This window comes from Singulisphaera acidiphila DSM 18658, assembly GCF_000242455.2.
GTDB classification, from domain to species: domain Bacteria; phylum Planctomycetota; class Planctomycetia; order Isosphaerales; family Isosphaeraceae; genus Singulisphaera; species Singulisphaera acidiphila.
Genome location: NC_019892.1, coordinates 574,384 through 599,010, shown reverse-complemented (window position 1 = coordinate 599,010; position 24,627 = coordinate 574,384). Strand labels below are relative to the sequence as shown.

Here is a 24,627-nt window from a genome sequence, read left to right as displayed (position 1 = left end):
GCTCGGCAGAGAATGAGCCAGGATCACCGTGTTTTACCGATTTAAAAGAATCTCCTTGCCTTTAACTCTGTGAATAGTTCAATTGTCGTGACGTTCCAATCTGACAACGCTTGAGCGTGTGCGAATCAGCAATCTATCCGAAAACACCCAACACCAAGTCCCCCCCTCGGCGCTGGGTGTGCCGCTCGTCCCAATCTCGATCATTCTCTATCGATAGAACCCTCGCGCTCACTCCCCACCATCGCTCTGCGCGGTGCTGGAGGACTCACGCGTGGCGTTCACGGGGAAGAACCACACCATGAGCCGCCGACACCGGAAACCCCTCACTCCGCGTTTCGACTCCCTCGAACCCCGCCAAATGCTCAGCCACAGCGGTTGGAAGGCGAGCGTCATTCCTGTCTCGGCGGCTCATGCTCGGTTCCGCATTCAAAACAACGTCAACGCACGTCCCGATCTCGAAGCCTTCGCACAACAGCTGGTCCGCGATCGCCAGGGGGCAGTTCGCCAAGGTCTGGGCGTTCTCGCCAAGGCGCTCCAACAAAACGCGGCCTATGCCGCACGCAACGGCTGGGGAGGATGCCTCGAAATGGTGCTCAGTAAGCACCCGAGGTACGCGGCACGCTACAACCTGACCGCGCTCCTCACTCCCCCTACGTCCCCCACCACATCCAGTCCGGAAACCATCGCGTCAACGCCGGGATCCAACGCACGACCACCGAGGACCTCCGCTCCCGCCACAAGTATCACACCTCTGGCCGAGCCTGGCAGCACACCGACCACGAACCCAGGTGCGGACGAACCGATCCTGACAGCCTCGCTCCAAAATGTCAGTGTGGGCTCGACTCTCAACCTCACCATTCAGCCCGGACAACTCTTCGGTAAGGGCGTCATCTACATGATTACGCCCCAGCCGCTCCCGAAAAACATGACCTTCAACCGTGTCACCGGCGAGTTGAACTTCTCCCCCGCGCCCGGACAGGCCGGGACGATAGAGATGACCGTCGTCGCCGTCGACGGGGCCCGCAAATCGACCTTGAAAGTGCCGATCCGAGTGAACCCGGCGAACCAGGAGTCCACCGAGCTCTCCGGCCACGTCGTCGACGAGTCGGGCGCTCCCCGCTCGGGAATCCCCGTTGCCATCGGCGATGCCAAGACCACGACCGACGCCAAGGGGAACTTCACCCTGACCGGCGTGCCGACCAATCCGGGACCGATCAAAGTTGGCGACACCAAGTCGAACACGGGTGATTGGCTCAACCTCACGGCACCCGTGGAACAGTTACTAGGCCATCTCCCTTACGCCAGCGCGAATAATGCAATCGTCCAGCCCTTAATTCTGCCCAAGATCGACTGGTCATCCCCGGCTGAGTTCCGCCGATCCGACGCGGCAAAATCGTTGGAGGTCACCAACGCGGCGTTGCCAGGTTTCGCGATCAAGGTCGCCCCCAACGCCAAGGGGGTGGCCTCCTCGGGAACACTCGAAGTCGCCGAACTTGCCGCGCCGCTCGCCTATCAGCATATGCCCGACTACCTACGCAGCTCGATGATCTTGTACCGATCCGTCGGTATCGATCTGACTCAGCCGGTGGAGTTGACGCTACCGAATACCGCCGGCTATCGACCCGGCGCGGTCGTGAACCTCCTGAAATTCAACATGCAGACCGGCGGCAAGGACGCCGTCGGCCAGATGATCGTGTCGAAGGACGGGTTGACGATGGTCTCCGCCGGTCTGGTCACGCTCGCCACGGCGAAACCCACGCTGTCACCCGCCTTCCGTGCGATGTCATTGGAGGAACTCGATGGAAGCGGGGGGAGTGGGGGAAGCGGAGGAAGTGGGGGGAGCGATGGACTCCCGTCCTCGGGTTGCCTCGTCGAGGAACCGCAAGGCGATGATTCTGAACCAAACGAACCGTGCCATGATTGCCAGAATGGCCCCAGCGGAACGGCGCCTCCCCCATTCACTGGTCCGAGTGGCCCCAAGATTATTCCGCGCGAGGCTCGAACGAATGTCATGAACTCCGACGCCGGGCTCCTCACCGGTACATTTTTTGAGGACCATCAGACCGTCACCTACCAGTCCCAGGGGCTCAATCGCGGACTCGATCTCCAATACAGCTCAGAGCAGGCACACCCCTTCCCGGTCGTCCAGTATCAATTCACAACACCGGTCGGCGGCGCCTCTTCCTCAATCTCCTCCATCTCGGTCCTGGTCAGCCTGGCGGGCGTCATTCAGGGACCAAGCACGACCTTTCCAATCCTCCATGGCCTGAGTGAACGAACCACCTACTACATTCCCGCCGAGGTTGATGCCTCGTCTCTCGCCACCGGCGTCTATCCCTACACCATGACCGTGACCAAGGCATTCGGCACCATCTACACGGGAATCACAACGGTATCGTCCACCGTGGAGGGATTCGTCAACGTCGTGAATCGAGCGAGCGGTCCCCTGGGGGCAGGCTGGAGTATTGGCGGCTTGCAACAGGTCTCGCAGGTCACTACCGGAGAGGCCGCACTCATCACCACCGGGCAGCAAGGCACCGAACGATTCGACGCCGTCTACAACGATGGACAAGCCTATTTCCAGGACCTCGCCCTGGCACCCAGCACCACCGACTCGCAGATCCTCACCAACGACGGGGCAGGCTACTTCACGGCCGCAACGGCCACTTCCTATGGCGGCGTCGTCGGCGTGGCGGCAGGCGATCTGAATGGCAACCTTTGGCCCGATCAGGTCGTGGTGAACTCATACACTCTTGCCGTCATGATGAATAACAACTCAGGCGGATTCACCGCCGGAAGCTCCTACTCACTCCCCAGCGGAAAAATTGCCAAGGCCGTCGCTCTCGGAAATTTCACAGGGCACATCAACGGCGTACTCGATGCCGCCGTCCTGCTGGCCCCGAGTTCCGGGAGCGGATCTTACTCTGTGGCCATTTACACCGGATACGGCAACGGAACCTTCGCCGCTCCCGTCGTTTCCTCCGCAGGGAATGGCGTCTCAAGCGGCACAAAGGCCAACTCGATGGTCGTCGGCGATTTCAATGGCGACGGCAAGGACGACCTCGCATTCGTCACCGACAACGGCCTGGCCGACGTGATGCTCGCCACGGGGAGCGGATCCATGGCGGCCGCCACGGCTCTCTCCCTCCCTTCGGGACACACCGCCTTCGGAGGAATCGTCGCCACCGACTACAACAGCGACGGCAAGTCCGACCTGGTCGTCGCCGTCCAGGACATGAACTCCGTCATCCACGGCTATTACCCCATCATGGCCCTGGACCTCTTCACGGGCAACGGATCCGGCGGCTTCAGCCTCACATCCACCAAGGTCACCGTCGGTCAACCCAACGGCGCGATTCTCGGCCTCGCCGCCGGCCAATTCAACGGCCCGAACGTGGGTCTGGAAATCGCCATCCCGGTCACCACCGGTTTCGAGACCTACATCGACATCATCCCGCTCTCGGCTTCCGGCGTCTGGGGGGCCGGAATCATTCACTGGGGCGGCGGACACGGATCGTTCTCCGCACAGCCGGGAAACATCATCGCCGCCGATATCAACGGAGCTGGGCGGCCGAGTATCGCCTGGACTGACGGCACCGGCCAGATTCGGTTTTTCAAGGCCCACCTCGGTTCCAACCAATTCTTCCCCCTCGGATCCATCCCGCTCCCCTCGAGCTACGGACAGATCGGGATGATTGTCGCTTCACAATTCAACCGGCATGCCGCCGCCCCTGAGTTCAAGGGGCCGAGCAGTTCCCCGTCGACTCTCGTGCATAACCTCGACGGCACCTGGACTCACACCTATCCCGATGGCACCGTGATTCGGTTCGACACCAGCGGCCGCGAAATCTCGGAGGCCGACCGCAACGGCAACACAACCACCTACGCCTACGTCAGCGGTGCCCTGCGCACGATCACCGATCCGGTGGGTCTGGTCACAACCCTGGCCTACGACGTCAACGGCCATCTCGCCACGATCACCGACCCGGCCAGCCGGGTCACGACGATCACCATCGCCTCCAATGGCAACCTCACCCAGATCGTCGACCCCGACGGCGCCACCTCCCAATACGGCTACTCGACCCCGTCGAAGCACCTGATCACGACCGTGATCAGCCCCAACGGATACACCGCGACGGTGTACTACAACGCCTTCGACCAATTCGTGAGCGAGACTCTCTTCGACGGCACATCGTCGACCTCGGTCTCTTCCTCACGAAGTCACGGGCTGGTGGCTCCGGGGGGGAGCGGGAGCCTCTCAACGGCCTACAACGGGAGCTTCACCGACCCCAACGGACGGACGACGACCCTCACCTATAACTGGATGGGCCACCCCACCAGGATGGTCGACTCCACCGGCGCATCCTCCAACGTCGCCTACAACAATCGGGGCTTCCCGGTCGTCCAGACCGATCCACTCGGCCGAGTCACCACGTTCACTTACGACACGGTGGGCAACGTCACCTCAATCACCCGCCCTGGCAGCGGATCGGGAGGTTCAAGCGGTTCGGGAGGCTCCGGTGGGTCAGGGGGATCACCGAACATCGAGACGATCACCTACGGTCCCCACCGTGTTCCCACCTCGATCACCGATTTCAACGGCCACACCACCACCTTCACACTCGACCTCCGCAGCAACGTCCTTCGCCGCACCGACCCCGACGGCCTGCACGAAGACTGGACCTACAACGCGGCAGGCCAGGTCCTCACCGATACCAGCCGCAACGGCAACACCACCACCTACACCTACGACTCACTCGGCCGGCTCACCACGATCACCTACCCCGGCGCCGGCTCACCCCACGTGAGCTTCGGATACAATTCTGCGGGAGACCTCACCTCCGCGACCGATGAACTGAGCCGCACCACCACTTTCACCTACGACCAGGCCGGTCGCATCCTCTCACAACGGAATCCAGTGCAGGCGGCGGCAGGAAAAGCCACCTCGTACACCTACGACGCCGACGGCAACCTCACGAGCGTCACCGACGCCCTGGGGCATGTGACAACCTATGCCTACAATCCGCGTGACATGCGGATCGGCATGACCGACCCGGTCAACCAGGGGACCAGCCGCCACACCACCTACACCTACGACGCCTTCGGCAACCTCAAAACCGTCACCGATCCGCTCGGCCACACGACCACCTACGTCGTCGACAACGCCAATCGCCTGACGGGGACCATCGACCCGAACGGGAACCGCACCACCTACGCTTACAATCCCGCCGGCGAGTTAATCTCGGTGACGGATCCCAACAACCACATGACCGCTTATTCCTACAACGAGTTGGGACGGCTCGAGACCCAGAGCCTTCCCTTCGACCTCGGGGGGTCGGGCGGATGGGGCGGCTCCGGTGGATCGGGTTACACGTACAACTACGACCTCCAAGGCAACCTCAGGAGCATCACGGATCCGCTCTCCCACAAAACCACGTTTACCTATGATAATCTCAATCAGCGGATCGCCGTCACCGACCCGCTGAACCACACGACCAGCTACAGCTATGACGCCGACGGCAACCTGCGAACGATCATCGACCCGCTCAGCCATGTCACCACCAACACCTACGACGTCCGCGGCCGCCTGGTGAGCCAGACGGCCCCCACCGGCGGTGGGACGACCACCTACACCTACGACCTCGCCTCGCGACTGACCAGCCTGACCGATCCCGTGGGCAACGTCACCTCCTGGAACTACGACAATGCCAACCGGGTTACGAAAGAGATCGATCCACGCAGTAAGGTGACGACCTACGCCTACGACCTGGTCGGCAACCGGACCGAGAAAATCGACCGACTCGGTCGAATTACCGGCTATGGCTACGATGCCAACGATCGGTTAACGACCGAGACGTGGCTCGCCGCCCTGGGCGGGGCAGTAACGAACACGATCACGTACTCGTACGATTACGCCGGACGCACCACCCAGATCCAGGACGCGGTCAGCAAGTACGCGTACAGCTACGATAACGCGAATCGACTGCTGACCGTGAACAATCAGGGGACCACGGGCTTGCCCCAGGTGACCCTGACCTACGGCTACGACCCGGTCGGGAACCGGACCAGCCTGGCCGATAGCCTCGGGGGCGTGACCTCGTACGTCTACAACGCCCGCGACGAGCTCACCCGGATCACCCAGTCGGGGAGCGGCGTGGCCCAGAAGCGGGTCGACTACGCCTACGACGCCGCCGGCCGGCGCACCACCCTGACCCGGTACAGCGACACCGCCGGCACCGCCACGGTGTTGGTGACCGAGTACGCCTACGACGCCGCCAATCGCTTGACGACGCTCACCCATCAGACCTCAGGCGGCACGGTACGATCGTCGTATGGCTACAACCTTGACGCCGCCAACCGCCTGGTCCAGGAGGCACGCACCTGGACCACGTCCGGCGGTACGGCCAACGACACCGTCGGCTATACTTATACCAACGACGGCCAGTTGACCGGCGTGACGCACACCAACGGCGCGTTCGCCAATGAGAGTTTCGGCTACGACGCTAATGGTAACCGGAATACGTCCGGCTATGCGACGGGCACGGGCAATCAGATGTCCTCGGACGGGACGTTCAATTACACCTACGACGATGAGGGAAATCTGACGAGCAAGACGGAGGTTTCCAGTGGCGATGAGACGATTTATACCTGGGATCACCGGAACCGCCTGCTCGCGGTGGACACAGTCGTCAGTTTGACTACTACCCGAATCGCCACCTACACGTACGACGCACTCAACCGCCGCATCGGCAAGAAGGCTGGTGCGACAACGACCTGGACGCTTTACGACGGCTTCTCGCCGATCCTTGACTTTGACAGCACCGGGACGCAAACCGTGAGGTATCTCGGCGGCCCGACCGCTGCCGGCGTCGAAGCCGTCCTGGCGCGGGAGATTTCTGGGGTCACCGCCTGGTACTTAGGTGATCGCTTGGGGACGGTCCGCGACCTGGTGAACAACTCTGGCGTCACGATCGACCACGTCGACTATAACGTCTATGGTGGAACCGAGGCCGAATCGGCCCCTTCCGCCGGCGACCGCTACGTGAGCTTCGCCGGCCTGGTGCGCGACAAAACGGTGGGGCTGAATCTGGCCATTCACCGTGTCCAGGATCCTGCGACGGGAAGGTGGCTCAGTGAGGATCCGAGCGGGTTCACGGCGGGCGATGTGAACCTCAATCGGTACGTGGGAAACAATGCTACGAACGCCATCGATCCTGAAGGGCTCCAAAAGGCATCTCCTCAGCGTCCGTCACCCAACCCTCAGCCGGGGAATACAGGGAGGCCGGGGAACACAGGGAGGCCGGGGAATGGCATCTCGTGTCTGGTTGATTTCCTGAACGGGCCTCACGTTGACCCACCGAAATTTGAAGATGTAGGACATATGCCAATTGTTCCAGATAAAAATTTTGAGGATCCTGCTTGGGACGCTTACTGGCTGGAGCGAAATGCATGGGATGAGCGAAAGAAGGCCTACGATGCCGCGTACAAAGCTTGGCAGGAGTGCAAGAATCGTAGAATTGTTAACAATGGGAATCTATTCCCTTCGTCATCCGGCTCGGGTGGAGCACCGCAGCCGACGAGTCCCCCTTACACGGTGCCACCGGCACCACCATTGACTCCACAAATTCCTACCCCAGGTATCCCACCTATTCCACCCTCAGCCCCGACTGTCGAGCCGCCGCCGCTTACGACACCAGCTCCGACGCCCGGCCACACTACAAGGCCTAGATAGCAACTTCAAACGTCGTTGACACATTCAAACCCGCATGATCCGGTGATCCACCTAAAGTGAATTCCGAAGTCCGGACCACCAGTTAAGCTAAGTTGGTGGTCCGGAGGAAGGGAACGAATGGCGCGTAAACGAAAAGTCCACACGGCGGCGTTCAAGGCCAGGTCGCTTCGGCGGCCTGAAAAGGGGACCGGACGATCAACGAGTTGGCCGGACAGTACGGCGTCCATCCCATACTGATCCACGGCTGGAAGAAGCTGTTCGTCTCCGGTGTCGAGGAGGTCTTCGGCAACTCGGCCGGCTCAAGATGAAGTTCGAGTGGATGAAGAAACGTCGCCCCCTTCGGCTGAGGACCGAAGGGTGTTGGTCGAGGTCGATCATGCCGATCTGAGCGTCCGGCGTCAGTGCGAGTTGCTGGGCCTGAGCCGATCGCGCCTCGATTGCCAACCCATCAGTGATACGCCCGAGAACCTGCGGCTGATGCGGCTGATCGAAAAGCAGTACATGGCCTGCCCGCTCTACGGGAGTGGCAAGTTGGCCGCCTGGCTGGATCGACAAGGGAAGGAGGCCAATCGGAAGCGAGTGCAGCCTCTGATTCGGACAGTACTTGCGACGCTGGGGCTGCACCTCCAAAAAACCGACGTGACATTCGTGGAAACAGCGACCGGACGAAGTCGAACCGCAGCTCGAAGTGACGGATCCGGCCATTGCGAAGCGTGCGGCCAAAGGATGACGCGGAGATACTCTGGGCCGACGAAGTGGGCGTGAACGCGAATCGCCATCTCGGCTGTGAGTACGCTCCCAAAGGGAACCTGCCTTGATGAAAATGCCAGCCCTACACTTCCGTGCAAACCTGATCACTGCGATCAGTAAGGAGGGAAAGGTCCAGATCACGATCTATCAGGGGTCACTCAATGCGACGGTGTCCCTGGAATTTCTGAACAGGTTGGTCGATGGGGCCTCCCGAAAAATCCTCTTAATCGCGGATCGACTTCAAGCGCAAAGACGCCGGAAGTGATAAACTGGATCAAGACACACAAATTGCCGATCGACGAACTGAAACGAGACGCACAAGCCACAGATTGAGATGTCTTTGTGCCTCGTTACTCGCCGGAGAGGAGCTCTGTGGAATATCTCAACGATGACATGAAAGGCGAGGTGGACAAGTCTGGCTTGCCAAACACCAAGGGAACATTGCATGCGAGAATCTCGGCGTTTATGGATCAACTTTCTAAAGTCCTATTGCATGTCATTCAGCTACTTTCTCCCTCCCCCCCAAAAAAACAATGATCCGACAACGGGCTAAAAACCAGCCGAAAACCGAAGTGCCTCCAGAGGCTTGTACTCAAGTCGTTTTCTTGAGGTGGTCGCCCCAAATGCCTGCATGCAAGCCTCGGACGCAACCTCAAGATTCACCTGCTTTTTAGCCCGTTGCCGGATCGTTGAAAAAAATTCTCAACTCAATAGGAGGCCATTGTTCGACTTTGATCCTATTCCGTTCCGTGGTAATACCCGGCGACTAGCAAACAGATCTGAACATGCCGATTTACGCAATGCAATAGTTGGGCGTCACGTCACTTTGTTTGGAGTAGATCATGAATCACGTGAAGATCATTCATCAAAGAGTTTCCCCTCTCTCTCGAATCAGTTTTGCGATGGGGGTGGTCCTCCTCGTTCCCGGGATAGGGCTGACCCTCCGTGCCACCCCCCCCGCCGCGGAGAAACCCGAAGTGGCGGGTGCAGGCCAGGGCACGGAGGACAGTGCTAGTGAGGCAAAGAGCCAACCTCCGGCGAAGGAATCTGAGACGAAGTCCCAGGGATTGCTCAAGACCGTCCGGTCGGATTTAGAGTTCGAACGCCTCGGCGGATATGTAGGCAGGAGAATTCTCACCAATCCCTACATAGAGGCTGTTGTGAGAGGATTGAGGCTCACCAAGGATCAGGTTGCCCAGATCAGAAAACTCGAGGCACAGCGGGAAGAGCGGCTGAAACAAGGGCGTCAGGGCACCCTGAACCTGAAGTTGTCCGGTCCTCAATCGACCTTCGATGCGCAAATCGTGAATTTCGTGGACCGAGAGGCTGGGGTGGCCCTGGTCGAAATCCTCTCACCCTTTCAGTGTAAATTGCTAGAGCACAACTTTTTGACCGGTACAGGCGTGGGAGCATTCCGCTGGCCCGATGTTAAGGAGAAACTTCGCCTGAGCCGCGAGCAACAGAAGCAAATCGTCACAATCATCGAAGAGCTCTTTGATCAGGTTCGAACGTTGCAAAAGGATTTCGGTCCCCCTCCGAAGGACGCCGAGAGTGCCACGGCCCTGAAGAAGAAAATGGATCCATTGTTTGAGGGGGCCCTTGAGCGAGTGCTCGCACTCCTCACCCGAGAACAGTCCGACCAATGGAAAGCGATGACCCGCGAACCTTCTCGGGACGATGAGGCGGAGTCCAGGCCGACCCCGAAGGATCGTTGATAGGATCAACCACCTCCCCTGACGACCCTGTCAATGGACCCGAATCGTCACGAGGACGTACAGGGGGGGGCATAGCGATCATCAACAGTCGTTGATGATCGCTATACCCCCCGTTACGCTCCTAATGCCCCCCGCTTTACGTCCTCAACAGCGGCCAGAACTACGTCGAAGACATCGCCCTCGCGTCCAACGGCGCCACCGCACAGATCATCAGAAACACCGACGCCGACGGCCGATTCGAGTCCGCTCTGCCCGTCACGACCGGCAGCGGAGTCACGGGAGTCACCGCTGGAGACTTCAACGGTGACGGAAAGCCTGACCAGGCCATCGTCAACAGCACGACCCTTGCCATCTGTCAAGAAATCTCTGGCCGAGACCGGGCGCAGCGAGCCTATTGCATCTGGGAGAGAATGCTCAAAGGAGTCCGCTACCCCGAGGGAGGACCCCACGTCGGTTGCCCCGACGACGGTGTGAATTCCGAATATGCCTGGAAAGGAATGTACGGCGAGACCTGCTCGCCGTCGAGGGGAGCACCGAAGGCGCTCGCAGATCTCGGCAACTCTCTGATCTCGTACTGTAAGGCTTCGAACGATGAGTTGCAAAATGCCTTAATTCTACTGGACAAGAAATGCGACGAATTGGAAGGTCTTTTGGATCCAAATAATAGCAAGCAACAATTTCAACGAGCTATTGTCAGAAGTCGTGGATGGAGGAAATGAGAAGGGCGGCGTCCCCTTGGTGAAGCCTCACCAGCACCAAATTTGCCAACAAGGCAAAGGAGTACGCCACCGTGGCAGGAGAAAAGGGGACGGAGGGGAATGGCACGAAGCTAAGCATTAACTCCTTGGCTCATCAGGTTGTTGCGCAATTCCACTCGCAGCTTTCTTATCAAAAAACACTGTTTCGGACGCCACGTCCTCACTCGGAGTGGATGTTTATTTGCTATGTTCCCCTTTTTTCGTCTGGTCCAGGGCGCTGATCGATAGCAGCTTCGTGCGGGCGGCCTACAGGGGCGAGGAGACCGGCCCCAACCCTGTGGACCGGTCGTCCAAGCCTGGCAGCATGCACCATGTGATCACCGAGGCCAGTGGCATTCCCCTGGCCTCGAGTGTGACGGTGGCGAACGTCAATGACATCGACCAGTTGGCACCGCTGTTCAACGCCCCCGGCGGTGGCGGGCAAGGCCGGCCACCCGAGGAAGAAGCCCGACTCCTTGCAGGGTGACTTGGCGTACGACTCCCTGCAAAGGCTTCGCGTTCCGGTCATGCGAGGCGATAGACCCGCAGGGCGTTGTCGTGGAACAGCTTCCGCCGCTCGACCTCGCTTCGGCCCTGGACGATCTCCCGCAGCGCCTCGACCCACTGGCGAGGGGTCGCGGCCAGCGTGCAGACGGGCCAGTCGCCGCCGAAGATGACGCGGTCGGGGCCGAAGGCGGACAGGACGTGATTGACGATGGGGGCGAGGTCGGCCGGGGTCCAGGGATCGGGGGCCGCGGAAGCGACGATTCCCGAGACCTTGCAGACAAGGTTCTTCCGCTCGGCCAGGCGGGAAATGTCAGTTCGCCAGGCGGACAGGTCCTTTTCGCGGACGCTCGGGTTGCCACAGTGGTCGAGGATGAATGACGTGCCGGGGCAGGCGTCGACGAGTCGGGCTCCGTCCTGCAACTCACCGGACCGCATGCAGAGGTCGAAGCTCAGGCCGCGCTCGCCCAGGAGCCGAATGCCCTGGACGAACTTCGAATCGAGGCAGTAACCCTGCGGCGTGCTGCCACCGTGGAGCACCTGGCGAATCCCTTTGATTGCGGATTCTTCTTTGTATCGGTCGATCGAGGCTGCGAAGCCGTCCGAGGAGGGACGCCCGCCGATCACGGCGCCGACCATCGGGCCCACGTGACGGCGGCAGAGATCGATGACGTAGTCGGCCTCCGCCTCGTGCTGCGCCGGCTCGACGTCCACTTCCATGTAGACCGACTTGACCACGCCCAGGCCCTCGACGGCTTTCAAGTAGTCGTCCATGAGGAAGCTCTTGGACAGCGGCGTGCCGTCCTTCAGCCAGGGCAGGCGGAACCGGGTGAGGTCCCAGAGGTGTTGGTGCGTGTCGATGATCGGAATCATTCCCTTGGTCTCCCCAGTTGCCTTCGCTTTCGCCACCGCCGGCTCGCCACCAGGGGCGGACGTCTCTTGCCCGAAGGCCCGCCCCACTCGCTGGACACCCGATCCGGCGGCCACGGCCATCGCAATCGCCTGCCCAAAGAATTGCCGTCGCTCGGTTCGTTGCGTCATCGTCCTTCGTCCCCCTTCGACCGGTCGCTCGTTCGTTCACCCTTTGCCGGCGCCGGCGAGGCATTCCAACGGCCTCGCCGTATCGACAGGCAGAAGTCCAAGAAAAAGGCAGGCCTCAAGGTTCTTGCAAAGTCAATTGATGTGTCTTGAAATAGGCCTCACGCAACTTTCGGAATTCCTCGAACTCTTTGGCGTAGGCCTTGAATGACGCATCCAGGCCGTCCGGCCCCTTGAGCAGGCTCGCATCTTTGTCGGAGACGAACCGCTTCAAGAGAACCAGGGATTGATGCTGATGCGTCTTCGCCATAACCAGGTGATCGGACATGGCCCGGATCTCCGGATTGCCCACCGGCAGGGTCTCGAGGCGTCGCCCAAGGCTCTCCGAGTCGGCGATCAGATGATCGAGCGTCGGCTCGATTCGACTCGCCGGCACATCGCCCTGATCGATTTCACTGATGACCCGCTCGGTTTCCCGAGAGATGCGGTCGAACTCCGGAAAGAGGGGTGCCAAGGCCTGCTGGAACGCATTCCACGCAGGCCCGGCATTCAGGGCCGACTCGAGTTGAGGCCCCATGGTGGGGTCGGCCATGATTCGATCGCGTGCGCGTTCAATCGTTTGCCTGGTGAGCAGAACAAGCCCGGCCGAGAGCACCGCAATGACCGCGACCCGACGCAAGAGCCCCACGCGATCGGGCCGGTTGATCCGGCCGTCGGCCAGGACAAGTCCGACGACGAAGCCCGTGGCCAATCCACCGAGATGGGCGGCCATGTCGATCGTCGAACTGGTCAGGCCGAAGAGCACGTTGTAGCCCAGGAACGCAAGCGTCCCGGAACGCATCGGTTGCAAGATCGCAGGGGGCACGTCGCGGTGACGGATGGCGAGGAAGCCGAGCAAGCCGCCAAACACCCCGAAGATCGCACCCGAGGCCCCCGCACAGATAAAGGTCGGATGGACGAACAGGCTGGCGGCCGCCCCCCCCAGGCCCGAGAGCACGTAGAGCGCAGCGAAGCCGAGGTGGCCGAAGAACCGCTCCACTACGGGGCCGGTCGTGAGCAGGCACCACAGGTTCATCGCCAGGTGAATCAGGCCGAAGTGGAGGAACATGCTGGTCAGGAGCCGCCAGACCTGCCTGTCGAAAACCACCGAGGGACCGAAACTCGCACCCCAGTCGAGCATGACGCGGGGGGACGGGTCGATGGGCGAGACCCCCCGCGCGACCATCGCGACGTAGACGAGCACGCAGGCCGCCGCCATCAAGGGGGTGACCACCGCACGCTTGGCGACCAGGGTCTGAGCGTGGTAACCCCGGATCGCAGCCTGGAGCGTCCGCGCCTCGGCATCGGCGGCGAGCACCGCTGGCCATTGCAAGCGTACCTGATCGGCGGCCACCGGGATGAGGTGGGGCAGGGGCTTCTCACCGACCATGACCGACCGGACCTCCTTGAGGAACCCGATCAAGGCTTGGAGGAGGGGGATATTCGCCCCCAGGTTGATCTGCCGCCCTTCGCCGAGGTCGATCACCTTGGAGAGTACGCCGGTCAGGTCGAGCGCCTCGGGCAAATCCTTGTAGGCGAGGTACTCGCACCGCAACGGAGGACGGCCGACCGCCTGCGCGTCCGGGTGATCCGCATCGTCCCACTCCGCCTCGTCCTGCCGAGGGTCGCCCGCCCAATAGATCCGCTTCGTCGTCAGGGCACAGCTTTGGGTGGGAACGTTGTTCAGTCCCTTTCCGACGATCGCCAGCAGGGTCTCATCATCCGCGAGGCTCAGATAGCTCGAGACGGCTGCGACCAGGACCGGCTGAGGGATCCGCGGAGCAACCCAACCGTGCCCCTGCTGCCCCAAGATGGCGCAGTAGACCCAGGCGACGTGATCGAAGGTCAGGACATCGTCGGCGGGCCCGGGCAAGATCTCTTCCATCGCAATCCGCGCTCCCTCTTTTACCCCTTTGGCAACCGGAGCCACCGCCAACCCGCCCGTCAGGGCGTTGTCCCGGAGCCGTTCCCGGCGGATCTCATCGTCGACGACCTCAAGGGGATAAGTCCGGCCATCGTACCCATGAGACGCCGCCAGCGACATCATTTTTGGCCTGGTCTCACCCGAGGAAAGCTCAACGACCTGGAGCCCCAGAGGCCAAGATCGTGGTTTCACGATAGGATGACGGGAAGGAGATGGTCCTCTTCGAGAACCGTTGAGGTCAACCTTGCCAGCGAAGTCGAAATGAAGAGGCACCGCGATGAGCATCCCAACGATCAGACCGACGGAACTCGAGGAATTGCGGCGCAGGGGGAATCCGGTCGACCTGATCGATGTACGAACCCCGGCCGAGTACCGCGAAGTACACGCCGAGCCCGCCCGCCTGGTGCCGCTGGAGACTCTCGACCCCAGGGCCATCATGGAAGCCCGCGACACCCCGACGGACGCCACGGTCTACACGATCTGCCGGTCAGGGAGCCGAGGCCGGTCGGCGGCCGAGAAGTTCCACGCCGCCGGATTCACCAACGTCGTCAACGTCGAAGGGGGCACCCTCGCCTGGGAGCAGGCCGGTTTGCCGGTCGTCCGGGGGGAGAAGACGGTCTCGCTCGAACGCCAGGTGCGGATCGCCGCCGGGTCGCTGGTCGTCCTCGGCACCGCGCTCGGGGCGTTCGTCCACCCTGGGTTCCTCGGCCTGGCCGCGTTCGTCGGAGCGGGCCTGGTCTTTGCCGGGGTCACCGACACCTGCGGCATGGGGATGATCCTCGCCCGGATGCCTTGGAACCGGGTCAACACCGAAGCAACCACCTGCTCCCAATGAACGCCCGCCCAGCCTCTGACTCGCAACCGCGTGAAATGGCCCCTTTTTTTTGAGAGTGATCGCACGTTCCCCCTTCGAGGAGATCGCCATGCGAGGAAAGCCGTGGTCCTTGTCGAAGTCTCGCCCCCCGTTGGCCGTCCTGCTCGCCTGCCTGTTCGGCATGGCGGCAGGGGCGCTCCTGACCAGCCTCACAAGGCCGGCCCCGGTCCGGGCCGATGATGGGAAGGCCGACGCCGCTGCCGCTCACGGCCAGCCCTTGATGAGCGTCAAGGCCCCGATTCAGGAGGTCCTCCATTGCCCGCTGGCCTTCGCCGGAGTCCACCTCCTGAAGGACCTACCGGAACATGCCCAGGTGGCCTATCACTACTGCAAGCCCCTGAACGACGACGTGGCCCAGTGTATTCTCTACGATGGCAACGGACCGGAGGCCCGACTCATCGGCATCGAGTACCTCGTCAGCGATGCGCTCTACCAGAAGATGCCCCCCGAGGAACAGGCCTATTGGCACGACCACAAGTTCGAGGTCGACTCCGGCTTGCTGAAGAGCCTCACCCAAGTCGGGGCCGAGGCGAAAAAGACCATGACCGGAGTCCGGCCCCTCTGGGGCAAGGTCTACCACACCTGGGCCTCCGGCAAGACCTATCCGATCGGTCCGCCCCGGCTCTTCTGGAGTGTGACGGGCGAAGAGCCATTCGTCCTCTCGGACCATGCGAAACTGCCCGCGGAACTGGAAGCAAGCCGAGCGGATCGCGAAGAGAATCCGACGGGGCGATAATCTTCTGACCAGGGGCGACTGACTCCTACTCCTCGCCATCGAAGTCGCCGAGCGGCCCATTCAGGATCATTGATCGATCTATCGCCCCATCACAAGTACCGCCATGAGGTCACCCTGCGTTGTGGTGGATTCTGGTTGCCGCGCTGTGCGGTCAGGCTCGGGACAGCTCCTCAGCCGATCCGCCAGCGCCCTTACTCACGAAGGCCCGCGAGATTCGGCTTTTGGCCCCGGGCAAGGCGGCGTTGGGGTTACCTGTCCGGCTTGAGGCGGTGATCACCTACTTTGATGCAGGCGCCACGACGTTTGTGCAGGACGACACGGGCGGGACGTTCTATCAGGGGCTGCCGCGACATCCCGACTGGAAGTGGGGGCATCGCGTCCTCATCGAAGGGAAAACGTTTTCGGGGCTGTACGTCCCGGGGATCAAGGCCACCAAAGTGGAGGTGCTCGGGCCGGGCGAGTTCCCGACTCCTCTGCCGATCACGGCCGACGTCCTGGCGTCGGGCCGCTATCATTACCAGTGGATCGAGCTCGAGGGGATCGGGCGTTCGGTGACGGTGACCGGGGAAAACACGTCGGTCTTGCGGCTGGCGTCAGGGTCGAGCCCGGTGGAGGTTCGAATCGACGAGGTTCCCCCTGGCCACCTCGACCTGGTGGACGCCCGGTTGCGGGTCCAGGGGCTGTCCGCCGGATTCATCAACGATCGCCGCCAACTGGTTCTCCCCCACCTCAAGGTCCGAAGCTATCGCGACGTGGCGATCCTCGACACGCCCCCCGATCCGGCTCGGCTTCCCGTGGTTTCGGTAGACGACCAGCTCCGATTCACCCCCAACGGCGGTTCGGACCGCAGGGTCAAGGTCCGCGGGATCGTCCTCAGCCATCAACCTCGTGAGCCGATCTTCCTTCGGGGGGGAGGGCGGGGGCTCATGGTCGAGTCAAGGCTCAGCGAGACGTTTCAGCCGGGCGATGTGATCGAGGTCCTCGGATTTCCCGAGATGGGGCCCTTTCGCGCCTTCCTCGCGGACGCGACGACCAGGCGAGTGGGGAAAGAGCCAGCCCCCGCACCTCATCGGGTGACAGTGAAAAACCTGCTGACCGGGATCCGCGACGCCGACCTGGTGGAGTTGGAGGGGGAGCTTGCGGCAAGCTACGCCGGAACCGAGGGGGTGGTGCTCACGATCCAGGCGGGGGAGACCGCGTTCCGGGTTCGCTGCCCGAGCGGCCCGCGCCCCCAGTGGACCCAGGGGAGCCGGCTCTCGGTCAGCGGAATCTGCCGGATCGCAGGCACAACCACCGACCGGGGCTACCGGGTTCAACCCGTCTCGTTCGACCTCTGGGCCCGCTCGCCCGACGACATTCAACGGCTCCGGTCCCCCTCCTGGTGGACCCCGCAACGGCTCACGGCAGCGGTGGGGGCCCTCGTCTCGGCAACGGTGGCCGCCTTGATCTGGGTCTTCCGGTTGCGGCGACGGATCCGGGAACAGACAGCCATCATTCGCACGCAACTGGCCCGCGAAATCGTCCTCGACGAACGCCAGCGGATCGCCCGAGAAGTCCACGACACGCTGGAGCAGGAACTCGTCGGCCTCGCCTTGCGACTCGACGCCGCCGCAAGCGTGGCCACCCCCCGGCTGCTCGCCATCCTCGAAGCGGCCCGGCACCTGGTCGACCGAATCCATGTCGAGCTCCGGATCCTGGTCTGGGACCTCCGCGAACAGGACGACGGCCCGCGCGACCTGGGAGAAAGGCTGGCGCTTTCCACCCGGGAATTGCAAGGATCGCCGACCACGACCTTGGATCTCACCGTGACCGGTACGTCCTGGCCCCTCCCCGGTCCCGTCGAACACAACCTGCTGCGGATTGCCCAGGAGGCGATCACCAACGCTCTCAAGCATGCCGATCCCGGCACGATTGCCATCGCCTTATCCTATAATCCGGAAGCCGTCTCGTTGCGCATTCAGGATGATGGCTGCGGTTTCGAGGCGAACGGGCCGGCCGCCGCGAAGTTGGGGCACTTCGGTCTGATCGGCGTCCGCGAGCGAGCGCGGAAGATGGGCGCTCAACTCGACCTGACGAGCAGGCCGGGCCAAGGGACGACGATCAAGGTGACCGTTCCCCGAACACGGCCACTCCAGGAGGGACCACGACATGGATGAAGAGGCGATGCTTCCGTCGACCGCGATCACAATCCTGGTGGTGGATGACCATTTCGTCGTCCGGAGCGGGCTGGCCGCATCGCTCGGTCTCGAGGCCGATCTGACGGTGGTGGCAGAGGCTGAGTGCGGTGAAGAGGTGCTCGCCCTCTACCGCCGGCATCGGCCGGCCGTGGTGCTCATGGATTTCATGCTGACAGGCATCAACGGCATCGGCACGACAGAGCAGTTGCGCGGCGAGTTCCCCGAAGCGAAAGTACTTATTTTTTCGACATTTGCCAGAAATGAAGAGATCTACCAGGCCATGCGGGTCGGGGCCAAGGGGTATCTCCTCAAGACCGCACCGCGTACCGAATTGCTGACCGCGATCCGGACGGTGGCGGCCGGGAACCGCTACTTGCCGCCGCTGCTCACCGAGCGGCTGGCCGAGCGCCTGACCCAATCGGAGCTGACCCCCCGAGAGCGGGAGATCCTCCAACTCATCCGACACGGCCGAAGCAATAAAGAAATCGGCGCGACCCTCTTCATCGCCGAGGACACGGTCAAACGCCACGTCAGCAACCTGATGCAGAAACTGCAGGTGGGTGATCGCGCCCAGGCCGTCGCCGAGGCGGTTCGCCGGGGCCTGATCGCGTTGGACTGATTCGGCTATTCCAATGCCCTGGAATTCAATTTCCCTGGGACCGCCATTTACTGCTCATACGAATACTGACACGAAAGTGTTAGCTCAAGATCCCTCTTGGGTTGGATCGACGAGCCTCTCTCTTTCGCATACTGTGATTCCAGGTCGCCCCGCTCCCGCCTTCCCAAAAACCCTCAGCAGGTTTGCCGATGTCATCATTCCCACGACTCCGGCCGCTGGTCAGAGGAATCCTCGTCGCGCTGGGCGTCATCGGCGGAAGTGGTGCCGGGCCGGCGGTCCCGAAGCAGGAATCACCGCCGGAAAAGGGGCTTCACGTCGTCCCTTCGGTGGAGAACGATCGGCTGCCGAAGGATCGTGTCTTGGTGGAGATTTGCGAGGAAGGCGTTCCTCCCGACGACACGTGGTCCCCCTCGGCGCTCAAGGCGCAGGAGGAGTACATGGCAGATGCCTTCGGCTTCTCCCGGACCCCTTATAAATATATCGACACCGGGATTCGCGCGGACCGCGCCAACCCGTTCTTGCTCCGCGCCGTGGCTCAGGTCGACCTACCGGCCGGGCAGCACCGCATACTGCTTCGGGGTCGTGGGGCAGCGCGACTGCTCGTCGATGGCACCTTGCTCTTGAAAACGCCCTTCCCACCCCCCGTCACGGACGGGCACTCGACGATCCCCGACGACAGCTTGAACCTCGCTCCTGACTTTCGGTTCGCTCCTCCAGGGAATCGCGAGAGCTGGACGACCTTCACGAGCCCGGGAGGGACGCACCTCGTCATCCTCGAGACCATCGTGGGAGGCCGAAAGGGGAGCGCCCGGCGTCCCGAGCTGGGCGAAACGGTCGTTGCGATCGCTCGGGAAGGGTCGGACTCGTTCCGCCTGCTCGCCCCGCACAAAGTCGTGCCGTACAACGACGCCGGCTGGAAGGACTTCGCCGGGGAGGAGGGGCTCGCGATCGGGCGGATGGACGCGGAACGCCGCGCCACCGCACTCCACGAGCACGCCGCCGAGTGGGACCAACGGCGCGAGCGAGGGCGGCAGTGGCTGAGCACGACGATTGATCCCATCGTCCCGGAGCTGGCGAAGGACATCCCGGGCTTCAACGCCATCGACCGCTTCCTCGGCGCGAAGCTGACCCTGGCGGCCGGGCCGACGGCGGCGACGCGAACGATCGACTTCCCCAAGCAAATCCGGCCCATTCTCGAAGCCAAATGTTTTTCCTGCCACCAGGGGCAGAAGGTGCGCGGTCAGCTCCGGCTCGACCAGAGCGAAGGGGTCACAAAGGGGGGTGCTTCGGGCGAGCCGGCCGTTGTGCCCGGCCAGCCGGACGAGAGCCTGCTCATTGACCGAGTGACGAGTACCGACGAACTCGAGGCCATGCCCCCCAAGGGGGATCGCCTCTCCGCTCAAGAGGTTCAACTCCTCAGGCAATGGATCGAGGAGGGGGCCTCGTGGAGCCCGCTGCACGAGCAGACGATCACGCCGCTGACGGACGACCTGCCGTTTCTCCGCCGGGTCACGCTCGACACCGTGGGGGTGATCCCGACCGAGGCCGAGGCACTCCAGTTCCTCGCCGACTCGGGCCCTGACAAGCGGGCCCGCGTGATCGATCGCCTCCTGGCCGACCCGCGCTGGGCCGATCAGTGGATGGGGTACTGGCAGGACGTGCTCGCGGAAAACCCGAACATCCTCAACCCGACCTTGAACAACAGCGGCCCGTTCCGCTGGTGGATCTATGAGTCGCTGCTCGATAACAAGCCGGTGGACCTGTTCGTGACCGAGCTGATCCGGATGCGCGGCAGCCTGAGTCTCGGCGGCCCGGCCGGTTTCGCGATGGCCTCGCAGAACGACGTCCCGATGGCGGAAAAGGCCGTGATCGTGAGCGCGGCCTTTCTGGGCGTACAGACGAAGTGCGCCCGCTGCCACGACGCCCCCGCGCACCAATCCACCCAGCAAGATCTCTTCCAGCTTGCCGCCCTCCTTGGAGAGAAGCCGATCAAGCTGCCGAAAACGAGCAGCGTACCCCTCGACAAGCTCCACGGCCAAGGGCGTAAGTCGCTGATCCAGGTCACGCTCAAGCCGGGGACCGTGGTTCAGCCGGCCTGGCCATTCCCCGAATTCGCCCCGGCGAACTTGCTCGAGGCGGATCTGCCGAGCGACGCAACCCCGCGCGATCGCCTGGCAGCCTTGATCACGGGGCCTGGCAACGAGCGGTTCGCCCAGGTCATCGCCAACCGGGCCTGGAAGCGTTTGATGGGCCGGGGGCTGGTGGATCCGGTGGACGACTGGGAGAAAGGCTCCCCCTCGCATCCCGAGTTGCTCCGCCACCTGGGCCGCGAGCTGGTCCGAGGGGAATTTGACCTGAAGCGGCTCGTCCGGCTGATCCTGAACTCGCACGCCTATCAGCGCGGGTCGGACCTCGCCCTGACGGAGACCGATCCCCACTTCGCCGCCCGGGCGCAGCGGCGGCTGTCGGCCGAGCAGATCGTCGACTCCCTCTTCCAGGCGACCGGCAAACCGTTCGAGACCGAGGAGGTCAATCTCGACCTGGACGGCCGCCGCGCCGTCGCCAACTCGATCAACCTGGGCAAACCGCGTCGGGCCTGGCAGCTCGCCTCGACGTCGAACGAGCGGGACCGCCCGAGCCTCGCACTGCCGCGTGTGCAGGCCGTTGTCGACGTGCTCGAGGCGTTCGGCTGGCGTCCGTCACGGCAGGATGCGCTCACGACCCGGGACAGCTCCCCCAACCTGATCCAACCCGCCGTTCTCGCCAACGGCACGATGGGCGTCTGGCTCACCCGGCTCTCGGACGACCACGGGATCACCCAGCTCGCCCTCGAGGACCAGCCCCTCGAACGCCTGGTGGATCGCCTCTTTCTGCGGATCCTGACGCGCCAGCCGCTCGACGACGAACGGAAGTCGATTGTCGCTTACTTGCAGGACGGCTACTCCGATCGCAGGCTCGAACCGCCCACTCCGGCCGCCCCCAAGGAGCGCCGGCCGCCGCGCTACGTCTCGTGGTCGAACCATCTGACGGAGGAAGCGAACCGGATCAAGGTCGAGCGAGAAGCCGAAGCCAGGCGAGGCGACCCGCCGACCGATCGGCTCGACGCAGCCTGGCGCCGCCGCCTCGAAGACGTGCTCTGGACCATGCTCAACTCCCCGGAATTCCTCTTCACGCCCTAATGGGGGGCATGGCCCCTCGCGACATGACCGCCTCGGACATGCTTTGGAGAAGAGACTCTCATGGAACCGGTATCTCCCATGTTCAACCGTCGCGCGTTCCTGGCGGCCGCCTCGGCCTCGCTGTCAACCACGGCATTGCGGGGCGTGCCTTGCCTGGGCGAGTCGACGGCCCCGGTGATGGGCAAGGCGGATCACTGCATCTTCATCTGGCTGGGCGGCGGCATGTCCCAGCTCGACACATTCGACCCGAAGCGGGTCGGCGTCCCCAAAAAGCGCGAGGCGGGATCGGCCTACGACGCGATTGCGACGGCGGTGGAGGGGGTGCAGGTCTGTCAGCATCTCAAGCGCACGGCCAACTTGATGGACCGGATCACGGCCGTCCGGACGGTGAACCACAAGGTCATCGACGAGCATGCGTTTGCCACCAACCTCGTCCACACGGGGCGGCCGACCGGGGGAACGCTCATCTTTCCGTCGGTCGGCTCCGTCGTCGCTCATGAGCGCGGGGCGGCCGCCGAGGGGGTGCCTGCCTACGTCTTGATTGGCTATCCGAACGTGAGCCGAGGGCCTGGTTTCCTCGGTCCCAAGGCAGGGTACGTCTACCTGACCGATACCAAGGCCGGCCCGGCCGGGTTCTCTCGTCCCGAGGATGTGAGCGGCGAACGACAAGCGGCCCGAACCCAGTTGCTCCGATCGATCGGCCGCGAGGCCGCCAAGGCAGCGCCTGTGGCCGACTACGACCAGACCGTCGCCGAGAGCCTGCGCCTGGCCGGTCCCAAATTCATGCAGGTTTTCCGCCTCGAGGACGAGTCGAGCCGCCTTCGCGAGAGCTACGGCGGTGAGTTCGGCCAGCGATGCCTGCTCGGCCGCCGCCTGATCGAGTCCGGCGTCCGATTCATCGAGATCTCCCACAATCTCGGCTTCCTCAACGGCACCGGGTGGGATACCCACAATAGCGGTCAAGTCAAGCAACACTTGCTCATCCAGGAACTCGACTCGGCCCTCGCGACCTTGATCACCGACCTGGAACAACGCGGCTTGCTCGACAGTACGCTCATCGTGGTCGGCACCGAGTTCGGCCGGCCCGCCCAGTTCGACGCAGGGGGCGGCCGGGGCCACCAAGGGACCACCTTCACCCTGGTCCTCGCCGGCGGCGGACTGCGGCACACCGGCGCCTACGGGGTGACCGACGCGTTGTCCAAGACCCCCTTGGAAAACCCCGTCTCGGTGCCCGACTTCCACGCCACGATCTATGCGGCGCTCGGGATCGACACCACAAAGTCGCTGAGCGGCGGTCCCCGCCCCGTGCCGATCACCGACGGCGGCCGGCCGATCCTCCCCTTGTTCGGATAAGTCAAAGGTCGAAGCCCTGGCATCTCCATCCTGGACTCGGGAGAATATGCGGCAAATCCCCAAGAACTTTCGTTTCCGCCCGGGAGCTGCCACGCATGCCTCTCTCTCCACGGTCGAAGCTCGCTTGCGCTTTTCTCATCCCCCTTTCCGGCCTCTTCGCCTGTCTGGCGGCCGACGGGATACGCACGGAGGCCCCCGTCGGCCGCTGGCGGCAGCACGACGTCCAGCGCCCGAAGCCAAAGGTCGTCGAGCCCGCCGATGCCGGAATCGCGACCAAGCCTCCGAAAGACGCGATCGTCTTGTTCGACGGCACGAATCTCGACGCCTGGAAATCCCCTTCAGGCAAGTCGTGGAAGGTAATCGACGGCACAATGGAGACCGTGCCAGGGTCCGGGATGATCGAGACGAAGGGGAAGTATGGCGATATCCAGCTCCATATCGAGTGGGCCGCCCCCAATCCCCCGAACGGCAAAGGGCAGGATCGCGGCAACAGCGGGATCTTCCTCATGGGTCAGTTCGAAATCCAGGTGCTCGACTCCTACAAGGCTGAGACCTATGCCGACGGCCAGGCGGGGGCGATCTACGGCCAATACCCCCCTTTGTTCAACGCGTCACGCCCGCCCGGCGAGTGGCAAGCCTACGACATCGCCTTCCGCCGCCCTCGGTTCGACACCTCTGGAAAACTCCTCGAGCCGGCGCGGATCACCGTCTTCCATAATGGCATTCTCGTCCAGAACAACGAGGAGCCGTTCGGTCCCACCTCCTGGCTCAAGTGGCTCCCGTATGAGGACCACGGTAGTCGCGGCCCGATCACGTTACAGGACCACGATCACCCCGTCCGCTACCGCAACATCTGGCTCCGCGAGCTCCCCGAGCGCCCCGCCCCCAAAGCGGTGGACGACCGGCCGAAGTCCGTGGCACTTTCGACAGACCTGCTGGACCGCTACGCCGGGCAATACCTCTTGAACGACAAGGCGAACGCTCCAAAGGCCACGATCGCCCGTGAGGGAGATCACCTGACCATCACCTTCCCCTTCCGCCCCAGGCCGCTCGCACTCGAGCCGATCTCGGAAACCCAGTTCGACCTGCCATTTACCGATGGCCGATTCACCTTTCGCAAGGACAACGCTGGCCAGGTCACGGGCGTTCATTTCCGGATCGGCGACGGCGAACGGGAGTTGACGAAGGTCAACCCCTGAGAACCAGGACCGTCCGATTTTTTTCCCTGGGACCGCGGGGCTTCGGCAACG

14 protein-coding genes are annotated in these 24,627 nt (G+C 62.9%); 12 read left to right on the top strand and 2 right to left on the bottom strand.

All coding sequences use genetic code 11. The features are described from left to right. Positions 1-298 precede the first annotated feature (298 nt). The 5 genes from SINAC_RS02170 to SINAC_RS02145 all read left to right on the top strand — a co-directional run bounded on the left by SINAC_RS02170 (position 299) and on the right by SINAC_RS02145 (position 11,421). Positions 299-7,732, top strand: coding sequence for an RHS repeat-associated core domain-containing protein (locus tag SINAC_RS02170; protein ID WP_237722888.1), 7,434 nt, complete (start codon positions 299-301; stop codon positions 7,730-7,732). 315 nt (positions 7,733-8,047) lie between these two features. After that, on the top strand, positions 8,048-8,497 hold the full coding sequence (locus SINAC_RS02165; RefSeq protein ID WP_154673909.1) for a hypothetical protein: 450 nt from the start codon (positions 8,048-8,050) through the stop codon (positions 8,495-8,497). Positions 8,498-9,549: 1,052 nt separating this feature from the next. Next, complete coding sequence (locus SINAC_RS02155; RefSeq protein WP_020467440.1) at positions 9,550-10,197, top strand: hypothetical protein; 648 nt, start codon at positions 9,550-9,552, stop codon at positions 10,195-10,197. A 173-nt stretch (positions 10,198-10,370) separates the two neighbouring features. Continuing rightward, positions 10,371-10,916: an FG-GAP repeat domain-containing protein gene (locus tag SINAC_RS41710; RefSeq protein WP_154673917.1), complete on the top strand. Its 546-nt coding sequence runs from the start codon at positions 10,371-10,373 to the stop codon at positions 10,914-10,916. Between the two features lie 220 nt (positions 10,917-11,136). Continuing rightward, entirely contained in the window at positions 11,137-11,421 is a 285-nt protein-coding gene (locus tag SINAC_RS02145; RefSeq protein ID WP_154673911.1) for a transposase, read from the top strand. A gap of 38 nt (positions 11,422-11,459) precedes the next feature. On the opposite strand, the gene SINAC_RS02140 is transcribed toward SINAC_RS02145, so the two are convergent. After that, positions 11,460-12,479, bottom strand: coding sequence for an amidohydrolase family protein (locus tag SINAC_RS02140; protein WP_015244063.1), 1,020 nt, complete (start codon positions 12,477-12,479; stop codon positions 11,460-11,462). A gap of 115 nt (positions 12,480-12,594) precedes the next feature. Next, positions 12,595-14,562: a rhomboid family intramembrane serine protease gene (locus tag SINAC_RS02135; RefSeq protein WP_020467442.1), complete on the bottom strand. Its 1,968-nt coding sequence runs from the start codon at positions 14,560-14,562 to the stop codon at positions 12,595-12,597. A 154-nt stretch (positions 14,563-14,716) separates the two neighbouring features. Here SINAC_RS02135 and SINAC_RS02130 point away from each other — a divergent pair, with 154 nt between their 5' ends. The 7 genes from SINAC_RS02130 to SINAC_RS02100 all read left to right on the top strand — a co-directional run bounded on the left by SINAC_RS02130 (position 14,717) and on the right by SINAC_RS02100 (position 24,576). Further along, on the top strand, positions 14,717-15,274 hold the full coding sequence (locus SINAC_RS02130; protein ID WP_015244061.1) for a rhodanese-like domain-containing protein: 558 nt from the start codon (positions 14,717-14,719) through the stop codon (positions 15,272-15,274). Between the two features lie 88 nt (positions 15,275-15,362). Continuing rightward, on the top strand, positions 15,363-16,049 hold the full coding sequence (locus SINAC_RS02125; protein WP_015244060.1) for a DUF1264 domain-containing protein: 687 nt from the start codon (positions 15,363-15,365) through the stop codon (positions 16,047-16,049). A gap of 119 nt (positions 16,050-16,168) precedes the next feature. Next, entirely contained in the window at positions 16,169-18,205 is a 2,037-nt protein-coding gene (locus SINAC_RS02120) for a sensor histidine kinase (protein ID WP_015244059.1), read from the top strand. Next, complete coding sequence (locus tag SINAC_RS02115) at positions 18,198-18,845, top strand: response regulator (protein WP_015244058.1); 648 nt, start codon at positions 18,198-18,200, stop codon at positions 18,843-18,845. Before SINAC_RS02120 ends, SINAC_RS02115 begins: the two co-directional genes overlap by 8 nt. Before the next feature lie 188 nt (positions 18,846-19,033). Next, positions 19,034-22,024, top strand: coding sequence for a DUF1553 domain-containing protein (locus SINAC_RS02110; protein ID WP_015244057.1), 2,991 nt, complete (start codon positions 19,034-19,036; stop codon positions 22,022-22,024). 60 nt (positions 22,025-22,084) lie between these two features. Continuing rightward, positions 22,085-23,377, top strand: a complete 1,293-nt coding sequence (locus tag SINAC_RS02105; RefSeq protein WP_015244056.1) for a DUF1501 domain-containing protein — start codon at positions 22,085-22,087, stop codon at positions 23,375-23,377. Between the two features lie 95 nt (positions 23,378-23,472). After that, the gene (locus SINAC_RS02100; protein WP_015244055.1) at positions 23,473-24,576 is read left to right on the top strand and encodes a family 16 glycoside hydrolase; all 1,104 of its coding nucleotides are present in this window, start codon (positions 23,473-23,475) and stop codon (positions 24,574-24,576) included. Positions 24,577-24,627: the final 51 nt, after the last annotated feature.